This is a genomic window from Kosakonia sp. MUSA4, from assembly GCF_013085925.1.
In the GTDB taxonomy this organism is placed as follows: domain Bacteria; phylum Pseudomonadota; class Gammaproteobacteria; order Enterobacterales; family Enterobacteriaceae; genus Kosakonia; species Kosakonia sacchari_B.
The window spans coordinates 1576431-1594461 of sequence record NZ_CP025697.1 but is presented as its reverse complement, the minus strand read 5'-3'; the positions used below and the strand labels follow the sequence as shown (position 1 = coordinate 1594461).

Here is an 18031-nt window from a genome sequence, read left to right as displayed (position 1 = left end):
TAAGTTCCATTCGGCGCGTAAAACAAACGCCCGGTTAACCCTTTTATGCGGCCTTTTCGATAACCAGCAAATATAGCTGTACCGTTGAGGCATATGTATAATCCCCCGATTCCGAGCAATGTACAGTATAAAAAATGTCTAAGATTGGTTTTATATCGTTAGGGTGTCCGAAAAACCTGGTCGATTCCGAGCGCATTCTTACCGAGCTGCGCACCGAAGGTTATGACGTTGTCCAGAGCTATGACGACGCCGATATGGTTATCGTCAATACCTGCGGCTTTATCGACAGTGCGGTGCAAGAGTCGCTGGAAGTCATCGGCGAAGCGCTGAACGAAAACGGCAAAGTTATCGTCACCGGCTGCCTGGGCGCGAAAGAAGATCAAATTCGCGAAGTGCATCCGAAGGTGCTGGAAATCACCGGGCCGCACAGCTATGAGCAGGTGCTTTCCCATGTTCATCACTATGTGCCGAAACCGAAGCACAACCCGTTTATCAGCCTGGTGCCGGAACAGGGCGTAAAACTGACGCCGCGTCACTACGCGTATCTGAAAATTTCCGAAGGCTGTAACCATCGCTGCACCTTCTGCATCATTCCGTCGATGCGTGGCGATCTGGTGAGCCGTCCGATTGGCGATGTGCTGGCCGAAGCCAAACGTCTGGCTGATGCGGGTGTGAAAGAGCTGCTGGTGATCTCGCAGGATACTTCCGCTTACGGCGTGGATGTGAAGCACCGCATGGGCTTCCATAACGGCGAGCCGGTAAAAACCAGTATGGTCGGCCTGTGCGAGCAACTGGCGAAGCTCGGCATCTGGACGCGTCTGCATTACGTTTATCCGTATCCGCACGTTGATGATGTCATTCCGCTGATGGCGGAAGGCAAGATCCTGCCGTACCTGGATATCCCGCTGCAACACGCCAGCCCGCGCATTCTCAAGCTGATGAAGCGTCCGGGTTCGGTCGATCGTCAGTTAGCGCGCATCAAACAGTGGCGTGAGATTTGCCCGGAGCTGACCCTGCGCTCCACCTTTATTGTCGGCTTCCCTGGTGAAACCGAAGAAGATTTCCAGATGCTGCTGGATTTCCTGAAAGAGGCGCGTCTGGATCGCGTTGGCTGTTTCAAATACAGCCCGGTGGAAGGCGCAACGGCCAACGAGCTGGCGGATCAGGTGCCGGAAGAGGTCAAAGAGGAGCGCTGGAACCGCTTTATGCAGTTGCAGCAACAGATCTCGGCGGAACGTTTGCAGGAAAAAATCGGCCGCGAAATTCTCGTCATCATTGATGAAGTGGATGAAGAAGGCGCGATTGGCCGCAGCATGGCGGATGCGCCGGAGATTGACGGCGCGGTGTACCTGAACGGTGAAACCGGTGTCAAACCGGGCGATGTGATCCGCGTGAAAGTGGAAAACGCCGACGAGTACGACCTGTGGGGCTCCCGCGTTTAAACCCATGAAAACCCGGCTACCAGGCCGGGTTTTTTGTTTCTGCCGGATGGCGCTGCGCTTATCCGGCCTACAAAATCACCGTTCCACCATCCAGCAATATGTCTGCTGCAACCCATTCTCCCCAGGCCGGATAAGGCGAAGCCGCCATCCGGCAATATGTCCGGTCAGCCTTACCCTTTAATCTTCGGATCCAGCGCGTCACGCAGGCCGTCGCCGAACAGGTTAAACGCCAGCACCGTCAGAAAGATCGCCAGTGATGGAAACAGCGCCACATGCGGAGCAATCACCATATCCGCACGGGCTTCGTTAAGCATCGCGCCCCACTCCGGCGTCGGCGGCTGTGCGCCCATGCCGAGAAACGACAGGCTGGCCGCAGAGATAATCGAGGTGCCGATACGCATGGTGAAATAGACCACAATCGACGACACCGTTCCCGGCAAAATATGGTGGAACAAAATCACCGCATCGCTGGCGCCGATGCTGCGCGCCGACTCGATAAATGTCTGCTGCTTCAGCACCAGCGTATTGCCGCGCACCAGACGGGCAAAAGCGGGCACCGAGAACACGGCCACGGCGATGATCACGTTCGCCATTCCGCTGCCCATCACCGCCACCACCGCAATCGCCAGCAGAATACCGGGAAACGCGAACAGCACGTCGCAGATGCGCATGATCAGGCGATCCCACCAGCCTTCGTAATAGCCCGCCAATAGCCCAAGCACCGTACCAATGGCTGCGCCAATCAGCACGGCAAAAAGACCGGCCGCCAGCGAGATCTGCGCGCCAACCAGCACGCGGCTGAAGATGTCGCGGCCCAGCGAATCGACGCCGAACCAGTGCACCAGCGACGGCCCTTCATTCAGCCGGTCATAGTCGAAGTAGGTTTCCGCATCGTAGGGGGCAATCCACGGCGCAATCACCGCCAGCAGGATCAGCAGCAGCACAAACAGCCCGGCGGCCATAGCCAGCGGCTGGCGGCAAAAACGTCGCCAGAACTCATGCCACGGCGTGCGGACATGCCCCGGTTTCACCACCGGCATGGCGTTCAAAATCGCCTGTCGGCGCCAGTTAAACAATCGCATCCTTACTTGTACCTGATAGCAGGGTTGAGCGCGGCATAGAGCACATCAACCACCAAGTTGATAAGAATAAATTCCAGCGAAAAGAGCAGCACTTCCGCCTGGATCACCGGGTAGTCGCGCATTTCCACCGAGTCCACCAGCAAACGCCCCAGCCCCGGCCAGTTAAAGACTTTTTCCACCACAATCGAGCCGCCCAGCAGGAAGCCAAATTGCAGCCCCATCATCGTGACAACCGGGATCATCGCATTACGCAGACCGTGCTTAAGGATCACCCAGCGCTCGCTGACGCCTTTGGCGCGCGCGGTGCGCATATAATCTTCATTCAGCACATCGACAAACGAAGCGCGGGTGAAGCGCGCCATCACGGCGGCCACGGCCGCGCCCAGCGTCAGAGAAGGCAAAATATAGTGCTGCCAGCTATCAGCGCCCACGGTAGGCAACCAGCCCAGTTCAACGGAGAAGATTTGCATCAGCAGCATCCCCAGCGCAAAAGCAGGGAACGAGATCCCGGTGACCGCCAGCGCCATGCCCAGATGATCCGGCCAGCGGTTGCGCCACACGGCGGCGGCAATGCCGGCGCCCAGCCCGAACAGCATCGCCCAGAACATGCTGGTGAGGGTTAGCAGCAGCGTCGGCATAAAGCGGCTGGCGATCTCATCCACTACCGGGCGGCGGGACGCCATTGAAATGCCGAAATCCCCCTGCAATACGCTGGTGATGTAGTGCCAGAACTGTAACCACAGCGGCTGATCCAGCCCAAGCTGGCGGCGCACCAGTTCAATCACCTGCGCGTCAGCCTCCTGCCCGGCAATCAGCCGCGCCGGATCCCCTGGCAGTAAATGCACAAACAAAAACACCAGCACGGCCACAATCAGCAGCGTCGGGATCAGGCCCAGCAGGCGTTTAATAATATAATTAAGCATCGCTTGTTCCCTCATGCCCCCTTCCGTCCTGCAAAGTGGAATGAGTCAGTTATTTCACCAAATCAGCATTGTCAAAACTGAACCCGGTATCGGGCATGATATAGAAACCGGTCAGCTTCTTGTTATGCGCGGAGACCAGCTTTTCCACCACCAGCGGCACCCATGGCGACTCCTGCCAGATGATGTCCTGCGCCTGCTTATACAAACGCTCTTTCTCTTGCGTGCTGAGGGTTCTTAGCGCATCGGCAAAGTCTTTATCCACCTGCGGGTTGCTGTAAAACGCGGTGTTGAACTGCGTCGGCGGCCAGTTCCATGAAGCAAACAGCGGCGACAGCCCCCAGTCCGCGTCGCCGGTTGAGGCCGACCAGCCGGTATAAAACATGCGTACGCCACTCTCTTTCTGCCCTTTGGCTTCCACTTGCGCCGCGCGCTGCCCGGCATCCATTGCGGTCACCTGCACTTTAATCCCCACCTGCGCCAGCTGCTGCTGGGTAAACTGCAACACCTTCTGCGCAGTACTGTGGTTGTGCGACGACCACAGCGTCGTGCTGAAGCCCTGCGGATAACCCGCCTCTTTCAGCAGTTCGCGGGCTTTTGCCGGATCGTAAGGCCAGGGCTGATACGCCTGCGAATAGGGGATCGCCGGTGGCAACACCCCTGTCGCGGGCGTAGCGAAACCGGCAAACGCCACCTTCACCAGCGCCGGTCGGTTGATAGCGTAGTTAATCGCTTCGCGCACTTTCGGGTTATCAAACGGTTTTTGCGTGACGTTCATGCTGATGTAACGCTGCATGATCGACGGGCTGGCGACCAGTTCAAGCTTGCTGTTTCTCTTCAGCACTTCCGCCTGCTCATAAGGGATCGGAAATGCGAACTGCGCCTCGCCGGTTTGCAGCATCGCCGCACGGGTATTGTTATCCACCACCGGGCGCCAGGTGATGGAATCGAGTTTCGGCAACCCTTTCTGCCAGTAACCGTCGAACTTCTTCACCTTCACAAAGTCGGTCTGATTCCATGCTTCCAGTTCATACGGGCCGGTACCCACCGGATGAAAACCGATATCTTTGCCGTACTTTTTTAGCTCCGCCGGGGAGATCATCGCCGTTGCCGGATGCGCCAGGATATTGATAAACGCCGAGAAAGGCTGCTTAAGAATAATTTTTACCGTGTAGCGATCCACCACCTCGGTTAAGTCGATATTTTTATACAGGTTGTAGCGCTTCAGGCTGTTATCCGGATCGCTGGCGCGATCGAGGTTGGCCTTCACGGCTGCGGCGTCAAAATCGGTTCCATCCTGAAACTTCACGCCCTGACGCAGGAAAATGGTGTAGATCAGCCCGTCGGCAGAAACCGTGTAGCTTTGCGCCAGCACGTTTTCCAGTTGCATATCTTTATCCAGGCCAAACAGCCCCTGATAAAAGGATTTCGCTACCGCCTGCGACAGCGTGTCATTGGCATCATAGGGGTCGAGCGTGGTGAAATTGGAGCCAACCGCGACCACCACGTCTTTCGCGGCAAAAGCCTGCGTGGCGGTCAGCGCGAACAACACGCCTGCAACGAGCCGCCAGTGCCGGTAAACGATTTGTGTCATGTTGCTCTCCTGAATAACCCTGCCACTGCTCAGTTAAAAACGGGACTGCGTACTGCCAGGCGTGGAACGGGCAACATAGTGCCCCGGCCCCACGTTCTGCAACTGCACGCGTTGCATTGACTCGCCGCGCTTGCGGATATTGCTGGGCATGTCATCAGATAACAGCACTCTTTGCGCATGCGTATGCGCAGGATCGGCCACCGGAACCGCCGACATTAATTTGCGCGTATAGGGGTGTTGCGGGTTTTCGAATACCGCGCGGCGCGGGCCAATCTCAACAATCTGCCCAAGGTACATTACCGCCACCCGGTGGCTGATGCGCTCCACCACCGCCATATCATGGGAAATAAACAGGAACGCGATCCCCATGTCACGCTGAAGATCGAGCAATAAATTGATGATCTGCGCGCGGATGGAGACATCCAGCGCCGAGACCGACTCATCTGCCACCACTACGCGCGGGTTCAGCGCCAGCGCGCGGGCAATGCAGATGCGCTGCCGCTGGCCGCCGGAAAATTCATGGGGATAACGCCAGGCGTGCTCCGGTTTCAGGCCGACGCGTTCCAGCAACCACTCAATCCGCTGATGCCCCTCTTTTTCCGCCAATAAGTTGTGCACCCGCAGCGGCTCGATAATCGAATCGCCCACCGTCTGGCGGGGATCCAGCGAAGCATAAGGATCCTGGAAAATAAACTGAATATCGCGACGCACCTGTTTTAATTTGCTGTCCGGCAATGTGTCGATCCGCTGGCCGTTAAAGATAATCGACCCGCCCTGACTCTCCACCAGCCGCAGCAGCGCCCGCCCGGTGGTTGACTTTCCGCAGCCGGATTCACCGACCAGCGACAGCGTTTCGCCCGGCCAGAGATCAAAACTGACGCCTTCCACCGCATGTACCTCTTTGGTCACGCGGTTGAGAATGCCGCTGCGCAGCGGAAAGCGCGCTTCCAGATCGCGCACCTGCAAAATCGGCTCGCCCGGCACCACGGTATTCTGTTCGGTTTCCGCTTCCCGATGCTGAGGGTTTTTCATGGAAATCAGCGGAAAACGGCGCGGCAGGTTGCTGCCGTTCATCGCGCCGAGTTTGGGCACAGCGGCCAGCAGCGCTTTGGTATAAGGATGCGACGGCGCATTGAAAATATGATCTACCGTCCCCGTCTCCACCACTTCGCCATCGTTCATTACCAGAACCCGATCGGCGACATCCGCCACCACGCCCATATCGTGAGTGATAAAAATCACGCCCATCGACATCTCTTTTTGCAGCACCGCGATCAGTTGCAGGATCTGCGCCTGGATCGTGACATCCAGAGCGGTGGTCGGCTCGTCGGCGATCAGCACCGCCGGACGACACGACAGCGCCATGGCAATCATCACCCGCTGGCGCATGCCGCCGGAAAGCTGATGCGGGAAGCTGGATAAAATGGCTTGCGACTCCGGAATGCGCACCAGGTCGAGCATGCGCCGCGCTTCGATCATCGCATCTTCACGCCCCAACCGCTGGTGCAGGCGAATCGACTCGGCAATCTGCTCGCCAACCGGGAACACCGGGTTGAGCGAGGTCATCGGCTCCTGAAAAATCATCGCAATGTCGGCGCCGCGCACGCTGCGCATCTGCGACGAAGAGAGGCGGGTCAGATCCACTTTCTGGCGATTGCGCCGCGTCAGGCGCATGTGATCGCAACTCACCTCACCGCCCGCCTGTTCGATCAGGCGTAACAGCGACAGCGCCGTCACCGATTTACCGGAGCCGGACTCACCGACAATCGCCAGCGTTTCGCCACGCTTCAGGGAGAATGAGAGATGACGTACCGCCGGGTTCAGCGCTTTTTCATCACGAAAACCGATATTCAGATTGCGAACATCCAGCACCACATCGGCATCTGTCTCAACCCCGTGCGCCACCCCACTCTCCTTATTCACGATAAATGCCTACGCTCGGCGCATCGCCAGCATAGCCCCAGGCGCGGTACATCCCTTCGCTGTTAAACGGCAATGCCACATTGCCTTCACGATCGATAGCAATCAGCCCGCCGCTGCCGCCGAGCGCCGGGAGTTTATCCATCACCACCGCTTCGCAGGCCTCGTGCAGGCTTAACCCGCCGTAGTCCATCAGCGCCGCAATATCGTACGCCGCCAGCGTGCGAATAAAGACTTCGCCGGTGCCGGTACAGGAGACCGCCACGCTGGCGTTATTGGCATAACACCCGGCACCCGGCAATGGGCTGTCGCCAACGCGCCCCGGCAATTTATTGGTCATACCACCGGTAGAGGTCGCGGCCGCCAGGTTCCCCTGTTTATCGAGCGCCACCGCACCAACGGTACCGAATTTTTTGCTCTCATCGAGCGGCGCAGAGCCATGATCGAGCACCGTTTGCCCGTTTTCCCGCGCCTGCAACAGTTGCTGGAAACGCGCCGGCGTGGAGAAGATCGTCGGCGAAACCTCGGCCATACCGTGCGAAAAGGCGAACTTCTCCGCCCCTTCGCCAATCATTAATACGTGCGGACTTTGCTCCATCACCAGCCGCGCCGCCAGCACCGGGTTACGCAGGCGGCTGACGCCCGCAACGGCTCCGGCGTGCAGCGTGTTGCCATCCATTACGCAGGCATCAAGTTCGTGGGTTTCATCGCGGGTAAATACCGCGCCGATCCCGGCGTTGAACAGCGGGCACTCTTCCAGCAGGCGCACCGCTTCGGTGACCACGTCCAGCGCGCTTTCGCCCGCCTCCAGCATCCGCTGGCCGGTTTCGACAATCGAAGAGAGCGCCTCGACATAACGCAGCTCCTGTTGCTGGCTCATCTGCGCACGGGCGATCGCGCCCGCCCCGCCATGTATTGCGATTACCGCTTTCACCATTTGTGCTGCCTGCGTTCTCTTCGTTTCCGACGATTTCTGAATATAGAAATTCGTTACAACGAAGTAAAGCAATGTGATTACAACGAGGTAGCCGCGAGGCGTGTTGGCGACACGCCTTTTCTGCCATAATGTGCCCCTCAACGCATTGTGCAGGACAGTAAATATGGAATCATCAAATGGTCTGATCTCACTGGAGACGGCCCTGTCACAGATGTTGTCACGCATTTCGCCGCTGACGGAAAGCGAAACACTGCCGCTCATCGCCTGCTTTGGCCGCGTGGTGGCAGAAGATATTATCTCGCCGCTAAATGTCCCCGGTTTTGATAACTCGGCGATGGACGGTTATGCCGTGCGGATCGCCGATGTCAATAACGGCAGCGCTTTACCGGTGGCGGGCAAAGCCTTTGCCGGGCAGCCTTTCACAGGCGAGTGGCCAGCGGGCACCTGCGTGCGCATTATGACCGGCGCGCCAATTCCTGCTGGTTGCGATGCCGTCGTGATGCAGGAACAAACCGAGCAAACAGACGCCGGTATCCGCTTTACCGCCGGGGTACGCGAAAATCAGAACATCCGCAGGGCCGGTGAAGATATCACCAAAGACGCCGTGGTGTTTCGCGCCGGTACCAAACTGACTGTCGCCGAGCTGCCGGTGCTGGCGTCGCTGGGCATTGCTGAAGTTTCCGTGCTGCGCAAAGTGCGTGTGGCGCTGTTCTCTACCGGTGACGAGCTGCAACTGCCGGGGCAACCGCTGGCCGACGGGCAGATTTACGACACCAACCGCCTGGCTATCCACCTGATGCTGGCGCAACTGGGTTACGAGGTGATTAACCTCGGCATTATTCCGGACGATCCGGAAAAACTGCGCGCGACCTTTATTGCCGCAGACCAGCAGGCCGATGTGGTCATCAGCTCCGGCGGCGTGTCGGTCGGCGAAGCCGATTACACCAAAACCATCCTCGACGAACTGGGCGAAATCGCCTTCTGGAAGCTGGCGATCAAGCCTGGCAAACCGTTCGCTTTCGGCAAGCTGAGCCACAGTTGGTTCTGCGGTCTGCCCGGCAATCCGGTTTCCGCTGTCCTCACCTTCTACCAACTGGTGCAGCCGCTGCTGGCGAAACTGAGCGGCGATACGGCCGCTTTCCAGCCGCTGCGTTTTCGTGCCCGCGCCGTGGAACGGTTGAAAAAGACCCCCGGTCGTCTCGATTTCCAGCGCGGCATTGTAAGCCGGGCCGAAGATGGCTTGCTGGAAGTGCGCAGCACCGGGCATCAGGGTTCGCACATTTTCAGCTCCTTCAGCCAGGGCAACTGTTTCGTGGTGCTGGAGCGTGAGCGCGGCAATGTCGAAGCGGGCGAATGGGTGGACGTTGAGCTGTTTACCCCGCTCTTTGGAGGCTAAAGATGGTCGAACTCAGCGACGCGGAGATGATGCGCTACAACCGGCAGATCATTCTGCGCGGTTTTGATTTTGACGGTCAGGAGCGGTTAAAAGCCGCCCGCGTGCTGGTAGTCGGCCTCGGCGGTCTGGGTTGCGCTGCCGCGCAGTATCTGGCGGCGGCGGGCGTTGGGCAGATGACGCTGCTCGACTTCGATAGCGTGGCGCTCTCCAATCTGCAACGCCAGACGCTGCACAGCGATGCGGATATCGGCGTGGCGAAAGTGGATTCCGCCCGCGAATCGCTGCTGCGCATTAACCCGCACGTGCAGTACACCGCCATCAATGCGCTGCTGGATGAAGCGGCGCTGTTCGCGCAGATTGCCGCCCACGACCTGGTGCTGGACTGCACCGATAATGTCGCCATTCGCAATCAACTCAACGCGGGCTGTTTTCAGCATAAAGTGCCACTGGTTTCCGGCGCGGCCATTCGTATGGAGGGGCAGGTAAGCGTCTTTACCTGGCAAGAAAATACCCCCTGCTACCGCTGTCTTAGCCGCCTGTTTGGCGAAAACGCGCTGACCTGCGTGGAAGCCGGGGTAATGGCGCCATTAGTGGGCGTGATTGGTTCGTTGCAGGCGATGGAAGCGATAAAAGTGCTGGCGCACTATGGCACGCCAGCGGCGGGGAAAATCGTGATGTATGATGCGATGACCTGCCAGTTCCGCGAAATGAAACTGCCGCGCAATCCCGCCTGTGAGGTATGCGGCGGCTGAAGCCATTGCCGGATGGCGCTGCGCCACCCGGCTTATCACTCAGAGCGTGACGCGCCCAAAGGCCGCCAGCCAGTCCTGTTCAAACTTCTCGACTGCCGCACTCACCGCCGGAGCGGCAATCATCTGCTGCGCCACATCCAGCGGCAAGGTAATCGATTCGCAGCCCGCCAGCAGGCACTCCAGCGCCTGGCGCGGTGTTTTAAAGCTCGCCGCCAGCACTTTCGACTGCGGCGCATGCAGCGTGAGCAGGCGCTGCAACTCCGTCACGGTCTGAATTCCGTCGCCGCCCTGCGCATCCACGCGGTTAACATACGGCGCGATATACTCCACGCCTGCCAGCGCCGCCAGCAATCCCTGCGCTGCGCCGTAAACGGCGGTGCCGAGCGTCGGAATACCTTCCGCTTTTAAGCGCTTAATCGCCGCCAGGCCTTCTGCCGTCACCGGCACTTTCACCACCAGATCGGCGACCATTTCCCGCAGCTTACGTGCTTCGGCCACCATTCCGTCAGCGTCATTCGCCAGTACCTGGGCAAACAGCCGCCCGCGGCCGTCCAGCGCCTCATGCAAGGCGGGCAGCAGTTTCTCAATTGGCGTAGCGCCGCTGGCGACAATGCTGGGGTTCGTGGTTACGCCCGCCAGCGGGAAGATACGCGCCAGTTTCTTCACTGCCGCGACATCAGAGGTATCAAGATAGAGTTCCATCGTTTTCACCTGAAAGTGTGAGTTTTCGCATGCTTTAACGCTATCACGCAACAACCTGCCGAAGAGTTGACCTTTATCAAAATAACTTTCATTCGAAAGTAATTTACTATTCATATGAAATAACGGAGGCAGGTTATGATTTTCAATATTCAGCGCTATTCCACCCATGATGGCCCCGGCATTCGTACGGTGGTCTTTCTGAAGGGCTGTTCGCTGAGCTGCCGCTGGTGCCAGAACCCGGAAAGCCGCGCCCGCACGCGCGACCTGCTATTTGATGAGCGTCTGTGCCTTGCAGGCTGCGATTTGTGTCAGCAAGCCGCGCCGCAGATCATTGAGCGTGCGCAGAACGGTTTGCTGATCCACCGGGAAAAGCTAAACGATGCGCAGCTTAACGCCCTGACCGATTGCTGCCCGACCCAGGCGCTGAGCGTCTGCGGCGAAACGCAAAGCGTTGATGAAATCATGGCCACCGTCCTGCGCGATAAACCCTTTTACCTGCGCAGCGGTGGCGGTATCACCCTTTCCGGCGGCGAACCGTTTATGAACCCGCAACTGGCGCAGGCGCTGCTGCAAAGCAGCCACCAGCAGGGTATTCATACAGCGGTGGAAACCTGCCTGCATGTGCCGTGGCGCTATATCGAACCTTCTCTGCCTTATGTGGATCTGTTTCTGGCGGATTTGAAGCACGTTGATGAGGCTGTATTTCGTCAGTGGACCGGCGGCTCGGCCAGGCGCGTGCTCGACAACCTGAAACGGCTGGCGCAGGCGGGAAAAAAGATGACCATCCGCGTGCCGCTGATCCCCGGTTTTAACGCTGACGAAGCGTCGATCAAAGCCATTACCACCTTTGCCGCCGACGAGCTGAACGTCAGCGACATCCATTTTTTGCCTTATCACACGCTGGGCATGAACAAGTATCACTTGCTTGGCGAACCCTACACAGCCCCTGAAAAGCCGCTCGACGCCCCGCAACTGCTGGCGTTTGCCGAGGATTTTGCCAGCCAGAAAGGGCTGACGGCGACATTACGAGGATAACATCATGACCACACTGCAACTGAACACGCTGACTGACCGCATCAAAGCGCATAAAACGGCGCTGGTCCACATTGTTAAACCGCCGGTCTGCACCGAGCGCGCCCGTCATTACACTGAGGTTTATCAGCAGAATATGGATAAACCCCTGCCGGTGCGTCGCGCGCTGGCACTGGCACACCACTTGGCGCAGCGCACAATCTGGATCAAGCATGACGAGTTGATTATCGGCAACCAGGCCAGCGAAGTTCGCGCCGCGCCGATCTTCCCGGAATACACCGTTTCGTGGATTGAAAAAGAGATTGACGAACTGGCGGATCGCCCCGGTGCCGGTTTTGCCGTCAGCGAAGAGAACAAGCGCATACTGCATGAGATCTGCCCGTGGTGGCGCGGCCAGACGGTGCAGGATCGTTGCTACGGCATGTTTACCGACGAACAAAAAGCGCTGCTCGACACCGGCATTATTAAAGCCGAAGGCAATATGACCTCCGGCGATGCGCACCTCGCCGTCAACTTCCCGCTGCTGCTGGAGAAAGGGCTGGATAGTCTGCGGCATAAAGTGGACGAACGCCGCACGCGCATCAACCTGACGGTGCTTGACGATCTGCACGGCGACCAGTTCCTGAAAGCGATCGATATCGTGCTTGAGGCGGTGAGCCTGCATATTGAGCGTTTTGCCGATCTGGCGCGAAAAATGGCGGGGGAAGAAACGCGCCAAAGCCGTCGCGACGAACTGCTGGCGATGGCGGAAAACTGCCTGATTATTGCCCATCAACCGCCGAAAACTTTCTGGCAGGCCTTGCAGCTTTGCTACTTTATCCAGTTGATTTTGCAGATTGAATCCAACGGCCACTCGGTCTCTTTCGGCCGCATGGATCAGTATCTCTATCCCTACTACCGCCGCGATGTTGAACTGCAACAGTCACTGCAACGGGAAGATGCCATCGAGCTGCTGCACAGTTGCTGGCTGAAGCTGCTGGAAGTGAACAAGATCCGTTCCGGCTCGCACTCGAAAGCATCGGCGGGTAGCCCGCTGTACCAGAATGTCACTATCGGCGGGCAGCAGTGGGTTAACGGCGCTGCGCAGGATGCGGTAAACCCGCTATCGTATGCGATTCTCGAATCCTGCGGTCGTCTGCGCTCCACGCAGCCAAACCTGAGCGTGCGTTACCACGCCGGAATGAGCAATGACTTCCTCGATGCCTGCGTGCAGGTGATCCGCTGCGGCTTCGGCATGCCGGCGTTCAATAACGACGAAATTGTGATCCCGGAATTTATCAAACTGGGCGTCGAAACGGCCGATGCCTACGACTATGCCGCGATTGGCTGCATCGAAACCGCGGTCGGCGGTAAATGGGGCTACCGCTGCACCGGCATGAGTTTTATCAACTTCGCCCGCGTAATGCTGGCCGCGCTGGAAGGCGGTCGCGACGCCACCAGCGGCAAGATCTTCCTGCCGCAGAGCAAAACGCTTTCCGCCGGTAACTTTGCGGCATTTGATGAAGTGATGCAGGCGTGGGATCGGCAGATCCGCTATTACACGCGTAAATCCATCGAGATCGAGTATGTCGTCGATACCATGCTGGAAGAGAACGTGCCGGATATTCTCTGCTCGGCGCTGGTTGACGACTGCATCGAACGGGCGAAAAGCATCAAACAGGGCGGCGCGAAGTATGACTGGGTCTCCGGTTTGCAGGTCGGCATCGCCAACCTCGGCAACAGTCTGGCTGCGGTGAAAAAACTGGTCTTTGATCAGGGTGTCATCGGGCAGCAGCAACTGGCAGAAGCGCTGGCAGCGGATTTTGACGGGCTGACGCATGAACAACTGCGCCAGCGGCTGGTGAACAGCGCGCCGAAATACGGTAACGACGATGACAGCGTGGATAACCTGCTGGTGCGCGCCTATCAGACCTATATCGACGAGTTGAAACAGTACCATAATCCGCGCTACGGCCGCGGCCCGATTGGCGGCAATTACTACGCCGGAACGTCGTCGATTTCCGCCAACGTGCCGTTTGGTGCCGCCACCATGGCGACGCCGGATGGCCGCAAAGCGCACACTCCGCTGGCGGAAGGCGCAAGCCCCGCTTCCGGTACCGATCATCTCGGCCCGACGGCGGTCATCAGTTCGGTGGGTAAACTGCCGGTCGAAGCGATCCTCGGCGGCGTGCTGTTGAACCAGAAACTGAACCCGGCAACGCTGGAAAACGAGAGCGATAAGCAGAAACTGATGGTGCTGCTGCGCACCTTCTTTGAAGTGCATAAGGGCTGGCATATTCAGTACAACATTGTCTCACGCGAGACGCTGCTGGAAGCGAAAAAGCATCCGGATCAGTACCGCGATTTAGTGGTGCGCGTGGCGGGTTACTCGGCGTTCTTCACCGCCCTGTCGCCGGATGCGCAGGACGACATTATCGCCCGCACCGAACACACTTTGTAATGTGATTGCCGGATGACTGATTGCCATGACTAGTTGCCATGACTGATTGCCATGACTAGTTGCCATGACTGATTGCCATGACTAGTTGCCATGACTGATTGCCATGACTGATTGCCGGATGGCGGCGTAAACGCCTTATCCGGCCTACAGAGCGTGTAGGCCGGATAAGGCCGAGAGCAGCGTGTAGGCCGGGTAAGGCCGACAGAGCAGCGTGTAGGCCGGGTAAGGCGCAGCCGCCACCCGGCATTTCATCGCCGCAGCCAACGCACCTGCGGTTCGAAAGACGACGGTTAAACGAAAGACGACGGCCAAACTTTCATATGAAATAAAATTTGTGCATCAGCTCACATTGTCTCTAGAATATTGCTCGTTACAAAAATATTCAGGAGCGCAGTATATGACCGTCAAAGTTATCGTCACTGATATGGACGGAACTTTCCTTGATGACGCCAAGCAGTACGATCGCACGCGGTTTATGGCGCAATTCCAGCAACTTCAGCAGCGCGGTATTGAGTTTGTGGTCGCCAGCGGCAACCAGTATTACCAGTTGATCTCCTTCTTCCCGGAACTGAAAGAGACGATTTGCTTCGTCGCTGAAAACGGCGCGCTGGTGTATGAACATGGTCAGCAACTGTTCCACGGTGAGTTGACCCGTCACGAAGCGCAGGTCGTCATTGGCGAACTGTTAAAAGACAGCAGCCTGAACTTTGTCGCCTGCGGGCTGGAAAGCGCCTACGTAAGCGAGAACGCCCCGGTAGAATTTGTCGATCTGATGTCAAAGCACTACTACCGTTTAAAACCGGTGCGCGATTTCCAGAAGATTGACGACACGCTGTTTAAGTTCTCGCTGAACTTACCGGACAGCGAGATTCCGCAGCTCATCGATGAACTGCATGTCTCGCTTGATGGCATTATGAAGCCGGTCACCAGCGGTTTTGGTTTCGTTGATTTGATTATCCCCGGTCTGCATAAAGCCAACGGCATTACCCGCCTGCTTAAACGCTGGGGCGTGTCGCCGCAGCAGTGCGTCACCATTGGCGACAGCGGTAATGACGCCGAAATGCTACGCATGACGGAGTTCTCCTTTGCCATGGGCAACGCCGGAGATGCCATTAAAGCCATCGCCCGCCATCAGACCGATGACAACAATCATCAGGGCGCGCTGAATGTGATTCAGGCCGTGCTCGATAACACCGCACCGTTCGACCGCTAATCTCCCGCCGGAGCGCCCGCTCCGGCTTTTTCCTGCCCTGCTCTCTTTTCTCCCTTTGTGCTCCTCATCAAATTTTTAAACTTGCATTAACTTATTTTTAACTTAGATTATCACTTGTAAGTTTAATTTCTTTCGAATGAAAGTTGAGAGGTTCACATGACGTTTACCAGCGAGACCTTGCCTGCCGATCACCAAGCGTCGATTCGTCAGATGAAACAGGCACTGCGCGCGCAGATCGGCGACGTGCAAAGCGTGTTTAACCGCCTGAGCGAGCAGATTGCCGCCCGCGTCGCAGAGATCAAAGCGCTGCAAGCGCGCGGCGAATCGGTGTGGCCACAAATCCCTTACGCCGATATTGCGCAGGGCCGCGTTAGCGACGCGCAGCGGGCGCTGATTAAGCAGCGCGGCTGTGCGGTGATCAAAGGCCACTTCCCGCGCGATCGGGCGCTGGGCTGGGATCGCGCCATGCTGGATTATCTCGACGTCAACCATTTTGACGATGTGTATAAAGGCCCGGGCGACAGCTTCTTTGGCACGCTGGAAGCATCGCGCCCGGAAATCTACCCGATTTACTGGTCGCAGGCGCAGATGCAGGCGCGGCAGAGCAATGAAATGGCGGCGGTGCAATCTTTCCTTAATCGCCTGTGGCGTTTCGAAAGCGAAGGCCGCCAGTGGTTCGACCCGGATGTCAGCGTGATCTACCCGGATCGCATTCGCCGCCGCCCGCCGGGTACCACCTCAAAAGGGCTTGGCGCGCATACCGATTCCGGCGCGCTGGAGCGCTGGTTGCTGCCCGCTTACCAGCGCGTATTCGCCAACGTGTTTAACGGCAAACTGGACGAGTACGATCCGTGGGATGCCGCGCATCGCACCGAGGTGGAAGAGTACACGGTGGATAACACCACCAAATGCTCGGTGTTCCGTACCTTCCAGGGCTGGACGGCGCTGTCGGACATGATCCCCGGCCAGGGATTGCTGCACGTGGTACCGATCCCGGAAGCGATGGCGTATATCCTGCTGCGTCCGCTGCTTGACGATGTGCCAGAGGATGAGCTGTGCGGCGTCGCGCCGGGCCGCGTTCTGCCGGTTTCAGAAAAGTGGCACCCGCTGCTGATTGAGGCGCTGAGCAGCATACCGGCGCTGGATGCAGGCGATTCCGTGTGGTGGCACTGCGATGTTATCCACTCGGTCGCGCCGGTGGAAAACCAGCAGGGCTGGGGGAATGTGATGTATATTCCAGCCGCGCCGCTGTGCGAGAAGAACCTCGCCTATGCCCGCAAAGTGAAAGTGGCGCTGGAGCAAGGCGCATCGCCGGGGGATTTCCCGCGCGAGAACTACGAAAGCGACTGGACAGGCCGCTTCACGCTTGCGGATCTGAATGTGCACGGTAAACGTGCGCTGGGTATCGACGTTTAAGCGTCGTATAACCCCTGCCATTCAACGGCGGTGCGTTGCTGTTCTGAACGTATCCGCCGTACCGATTCCCGTACCACCAGCGTGCCGTTCAACAGCAGCGAACCGACCGTCGCCTGCGGACGAATCAACCGCTGCTGTAACAGATACACCGCTTCAACGCCCAGCTCATCGCGCGGGACATGCACCGCCGTCAGCGGGACATCCTGAATCGCCGCCAGGTTAAAGGCATCGATACTCATCACCGAAACATCCTGCGGCACCCGCAAACCGCGCTGCTGCAACGCGCGCACCGTGCCTTCCGCCATAAAATCCCCGCTGACGAGAAATGCCGTGGGCGGCACATTATGCGCCGGGTCATCCAGCCATTCGCCCACCCGCTGCTGCGCTTCGCGGGCGCTGAAACTGGGAACCGTGATCAAATTGCGCTTGCTGTTAAAGCGCAAATTCTCTTGCAGCCAGGCATCTTTGATCCCCGCCAGCCGCAGATCCATGGTGTAGCGGCGCAAGCACATCACAGTCACCACGTCACGATGGCCCATATCAAACAGATATCGCGCGGCAAATTCGCCAATGGTGCGGTGATCCGGCGCGATCGACGGTAGACGCATCCGCCTGTCGCGGCAGTTGATCAACACGCAGGGTTTACCGCTCTCCGCTGCCAGATCGTGAATGTGCGGATCGTCAATGCCGAGCAGGATTGCGGCCTGCGTTTCTGCGGCCTGCATCCTGCCAAGAAACGTGCTGGCGTCGCTGTCCAGCTCTTCCAGTGCACAGTAGCGCAGCCGTACTTCGTGAGAATCAAGCGCTTTGTTAATGCTCTGGATCACGCGGTAATAAAAGATGTCAGACCGCTCATCAAAAGCGCGCTGCGGCGCAAAGACCACCAGGTTATTCAGCAACAGACGCCCGGCAGCAATGCCTTCCATCACGCCCAGCTCACGGGCGCAGGCGAGCACCGCGCTTCGTGCTTGCTCGCTGGTGTTCGCTTTACCAGCCAGCACACGCGAAACGGTACTGGTAGAGAGGTTTGTGCGACGGGCAATTTCACTGATTTTCAGCTTTTTATCCATTCTGTGATCTCGCTCCATTTGCTGAATGGGAAAATTCTCATGAGCCATAAACCCTGTTATTCATGGCGTAAATAACAGTTTGCCGCATATCTGCCGCCGCTGATGAGAATCCTTG

General features: G+C 57.9%; 14 protein-coding genes. 7 read left to right on the top strand and 7 right to left on the bottom strand.

What is annotated here, in order from left to right:
- Positions 1-134: 134 nt before the first annotated feature.
- Positions 135-1442, top strand: coding sequence for a 30S ribosomal protein S12 methylthiotransferase RimO (gene rimO / locus C0557_RS07590; RefSeq protein ID WP_208658035.1), 1308 nt, complete (start codon positions 135-137; stop codon positions 1440-1442).
- Positions 1443-1612: 170 nt separating this feature from the next.
- Here the strand turns inward: rimO and gsiD are convergent, their stop codons facing one another.
- Genes gsiD through iaaA form a run of 5 tightly spaced genes read right to left on the bottom strand, consistent with a single transcriptional unit; the run spans position 1613 to position 7895 of the window.
- A complete protein-coding gene (gsiD, locus tag C0557_RS07585) occupies positions 1613-2524 on the bottom strand; it encodes a glutathione ABC transporter permease GsiD (RefSeq protein WP_074775461.1) in 912 nt (303 codons plus the stop codon).
- A gap of 2 nt (positions 2525-2526) precedes the next feature.
- Positions 2527-3447, bottom strand: a complete 921-nt coding sequence (gene gsiC / locus C0557_RS07580) for a glutathione ABC transporter permease GsiC (RefSeq protein ID WP_007374030.1) — start codon at positions 3445-3447, stop codon at positions 2527-2529.
- A 49-nt stretch (positions 3448-3496) separates the two neighbouring features.
- On the bottom strand, positions 3497-5038 hold the full coding sequence (gene gsiB / locus C0557_RS07575; RefSeq protein WP_208658034.1) for a glutathione ABC transporter substrate-binding protein GsiB: 1542 nt from the start codon (positions 5036-5038) through the stop codon (positions 3497-3499).
- 33 nt (positions 5039-5071) lie between these two features.
- Positions 5072-6943: a glutathione ABC transporter ATP-binding protein GsiA gene (gene gsiA, locus C0557_RS07570; RefSeq protein ID WP_208658033.1), complete on the bottom strand. Its 1872-nt coding sequence runs from the start codon at positions 6941-6943 to the stop codon at positions 5072-5074.
- Between the two features lie 10 nt (positions 6944-6953).
- A complete protein-coding gene (gene iaaA, locus C0557_RS07565) occupies positions 6954-7895 on the bottom strand; it encodes a beta-aspartyl-peptidase (protein ID WP_208658032.1) in 942 nt (313 codons plus the stop codon).
- Positions 7896-8058: 163 nt separating this feature from the next.
- Between iaaA and moeA the strand changes: the two genes are divergently transcribed.
- Together moeA and moeB are read left to right on the top strand one after the other, a co-directional pair.
- Positions 8059-9291, top strand: coding sequence for a molybdopterin molybdotransferase MoeA (gene moeA / locus C0557_RS07560; protein WP_208658031.1), 1233 nt, complete (start codon positions 8059-8061; stop codon positions 9289-9291).
- A gap of 2 nt (positions 9292-9293) precedes the next feature.
- Entirely contained in the window at positions 9294-10043 is a 750-nt protein-coding gene (gene moeB, locus C0557_RS07555) for a molybdopterin-synthase adenylyltransferase MoeB (RefSeq protein ID WP_074775456.1), read from the top strand.
- A 39-nt stretch (positions 10044-10082) separates the two neighbouring features.
- On the opposite strand, the gene fsa is transcribed toward moeB, so the two are convergent.
- Positions 10083-10745: a fructose-6-phosphate aldolase gene (fsa, locus tag C0557_RS07550; RefSeq protein ID WP_208658030.1), complete on the bottom strand. Its 663-nt coding sequence runs from the start codon at positions 10743-10745 to the stop codon at positions 10083-10085.
- A 135-nt stretch (positions 10746-10880) separates the two neighbouring features.
- Between fsa and C0557_RS07545 the strand changes: the two genes are divergently transcribed.
- The 4 genes from C0557_RS07545 (at position 10881) to C0557_RS07530 (ending at position 16846) form a co-directional block, all read left to right on the top strand.
- Positions 10881-11780, top strand: a complete 900-nt coding sequence (locus C0557_RS07545; protein WP_208658029.1) for a glycyl-radical enzyme activating protein — start codon at positions 10881-10883, stop codon at positions 11778-11780.
- 4 nt (positions 11781-11784) lie between these two features.
- Positions 11785-14217, top strand: a complete 2433-nt coding sequence (locus C0557_RS07540; protein WP_208658028.1) for a formate C-acetyltransferase/glycerol dehydratase family glycyl radical enzyme — start codon at positions 11785-11787, stop codon at positions 14215-14217.
- A gap of 397 nt (positions 14218-14614) precedes the next feature.
- Positions 14615-15430, top strand: coding sequence for a Cof-type HAD-IIB family hydrolase (locus C0557_RS07535; RefSeq protein WP_208658027.1), 816 nt, complete (start codon positions 14615-14617; stop codon positions 15428-15430).
- A gap of 156 nt (positions 15431-15586) precedes the next feature.
- The gene (locus tag C0557_RS07530; protein WP_208658026.1) at positions 15587-16846 is read left to right on the top strand and encodes a DUF1479 domain-containing protein; all 1260 of its coding nucleotides are present in this window, start codon (positions 15587-15589) and stop codon (positions 16844-16846) included.
- Here C0557_RS07530 and C0557_RS07525 read toward each other — a convergent pair.
- Positions 16843-17916, bottom strand: a complete 1074-nt coding sequence (locus tag C0557_RS07525) for a LacI family DNA-binding transcriptional regulator (RefSeq protein WP_208658025.1) — start codon at positions 17914-17916, stop codon at positions 16843-16845. The genes C0557_RS07530 and C0557_RS07525 overlap by 4 nt on opposite strands.
- Between the last annotated feature and the right edge of the window lie 115 nt (positions 17917-18031).

Bases quoted from the DNA above. Each gene is read 5' to 3' on its own strand.
- C0557_RS07545 (WP_208658029.1), top strand. From the start codon at position 10,881: ATGATTTTCAATATTCAGCGCTATTCCACCCATGATGGCCCCGGCATT.
- C0557_RS07525 (WP_208658025.1), bottom strand. From the start codon at position 17,916: ATGGATAAAAAGCTGAAAATCAGTGAAATTGCCCGTCGCACAAACCTC.
- C0557_RS07530 (WP_208658026.1), top strand. From the start codon at position 15,587: ATGACGTTTACCAGCGAGACCTTGCCTGCCGATCACCAAGCGTCGATT.
- C0557_RS07535 (WP_208658027.1), top strand. From the start codon at position 14,615: ATGACCGTCAAAGTTATCGTCACTGATATGGACGGAACTTTCCTTGAT.
- fsa (WP_208658030.1), bottom strand. From the start codon at position 10,745: ATGGAACTCTATCTTGATACCTCTGATGTCGCGGCAGTGAAGAAACTG.
- moeB (WP_074775456.1), top strand. From the start codon at position 9,294: ATGGTCGAACTCAGCGACGCGGAGATGATGCGCTACAACCGGCAGATC.
- gsiD (WP_074775461.1), bottom strand. From the start codon at position 2,524: ATGCGATTGTTTAACTGGCGCCGACAGGCGATTTTGAACGCCATGCCG.
- rimO (WP_208658035.1), top strand. From the start codon at position 135: ATGTCTAAGATTGGTTTTATATCGTTAGGGTGTCCGAAAAACCTGGTC.
- iaaA (WP_208658032.1), bottom strand. From the start codon at position 7,895: ATGGTGAAAGCGGTAATCGCAATACATGGCGGGGCGGGCGCGATCGCC.
- gsiB (WP_208658034.1), bottom strand. From the start codon at position 5,038: ATGACACAAATCGTTTACCGGCACTGGCGGCTCGTTGCAGGCGTGTTG.
- moeA (WP_208658031.1), top strand. From the start codon at position 8,059: ATGGAATCATCAAATGGTCTGATCTCACTGGAGACGGCCCTGTCACAG.
- C0557_RS07540 (WP_208658028.1), top strand. From the start codon at position 11,785: ATGACCACACTGCAACTGAACACGCTGACTGACCGCATCAAAGCGCAT.
- gsiC (WP_007374030.1), bottom strand. From the start codon at position 3,447: ATGCTTAATTATATTATTAAACGCCTGCTGGGCCTGATCCCGACGCTG.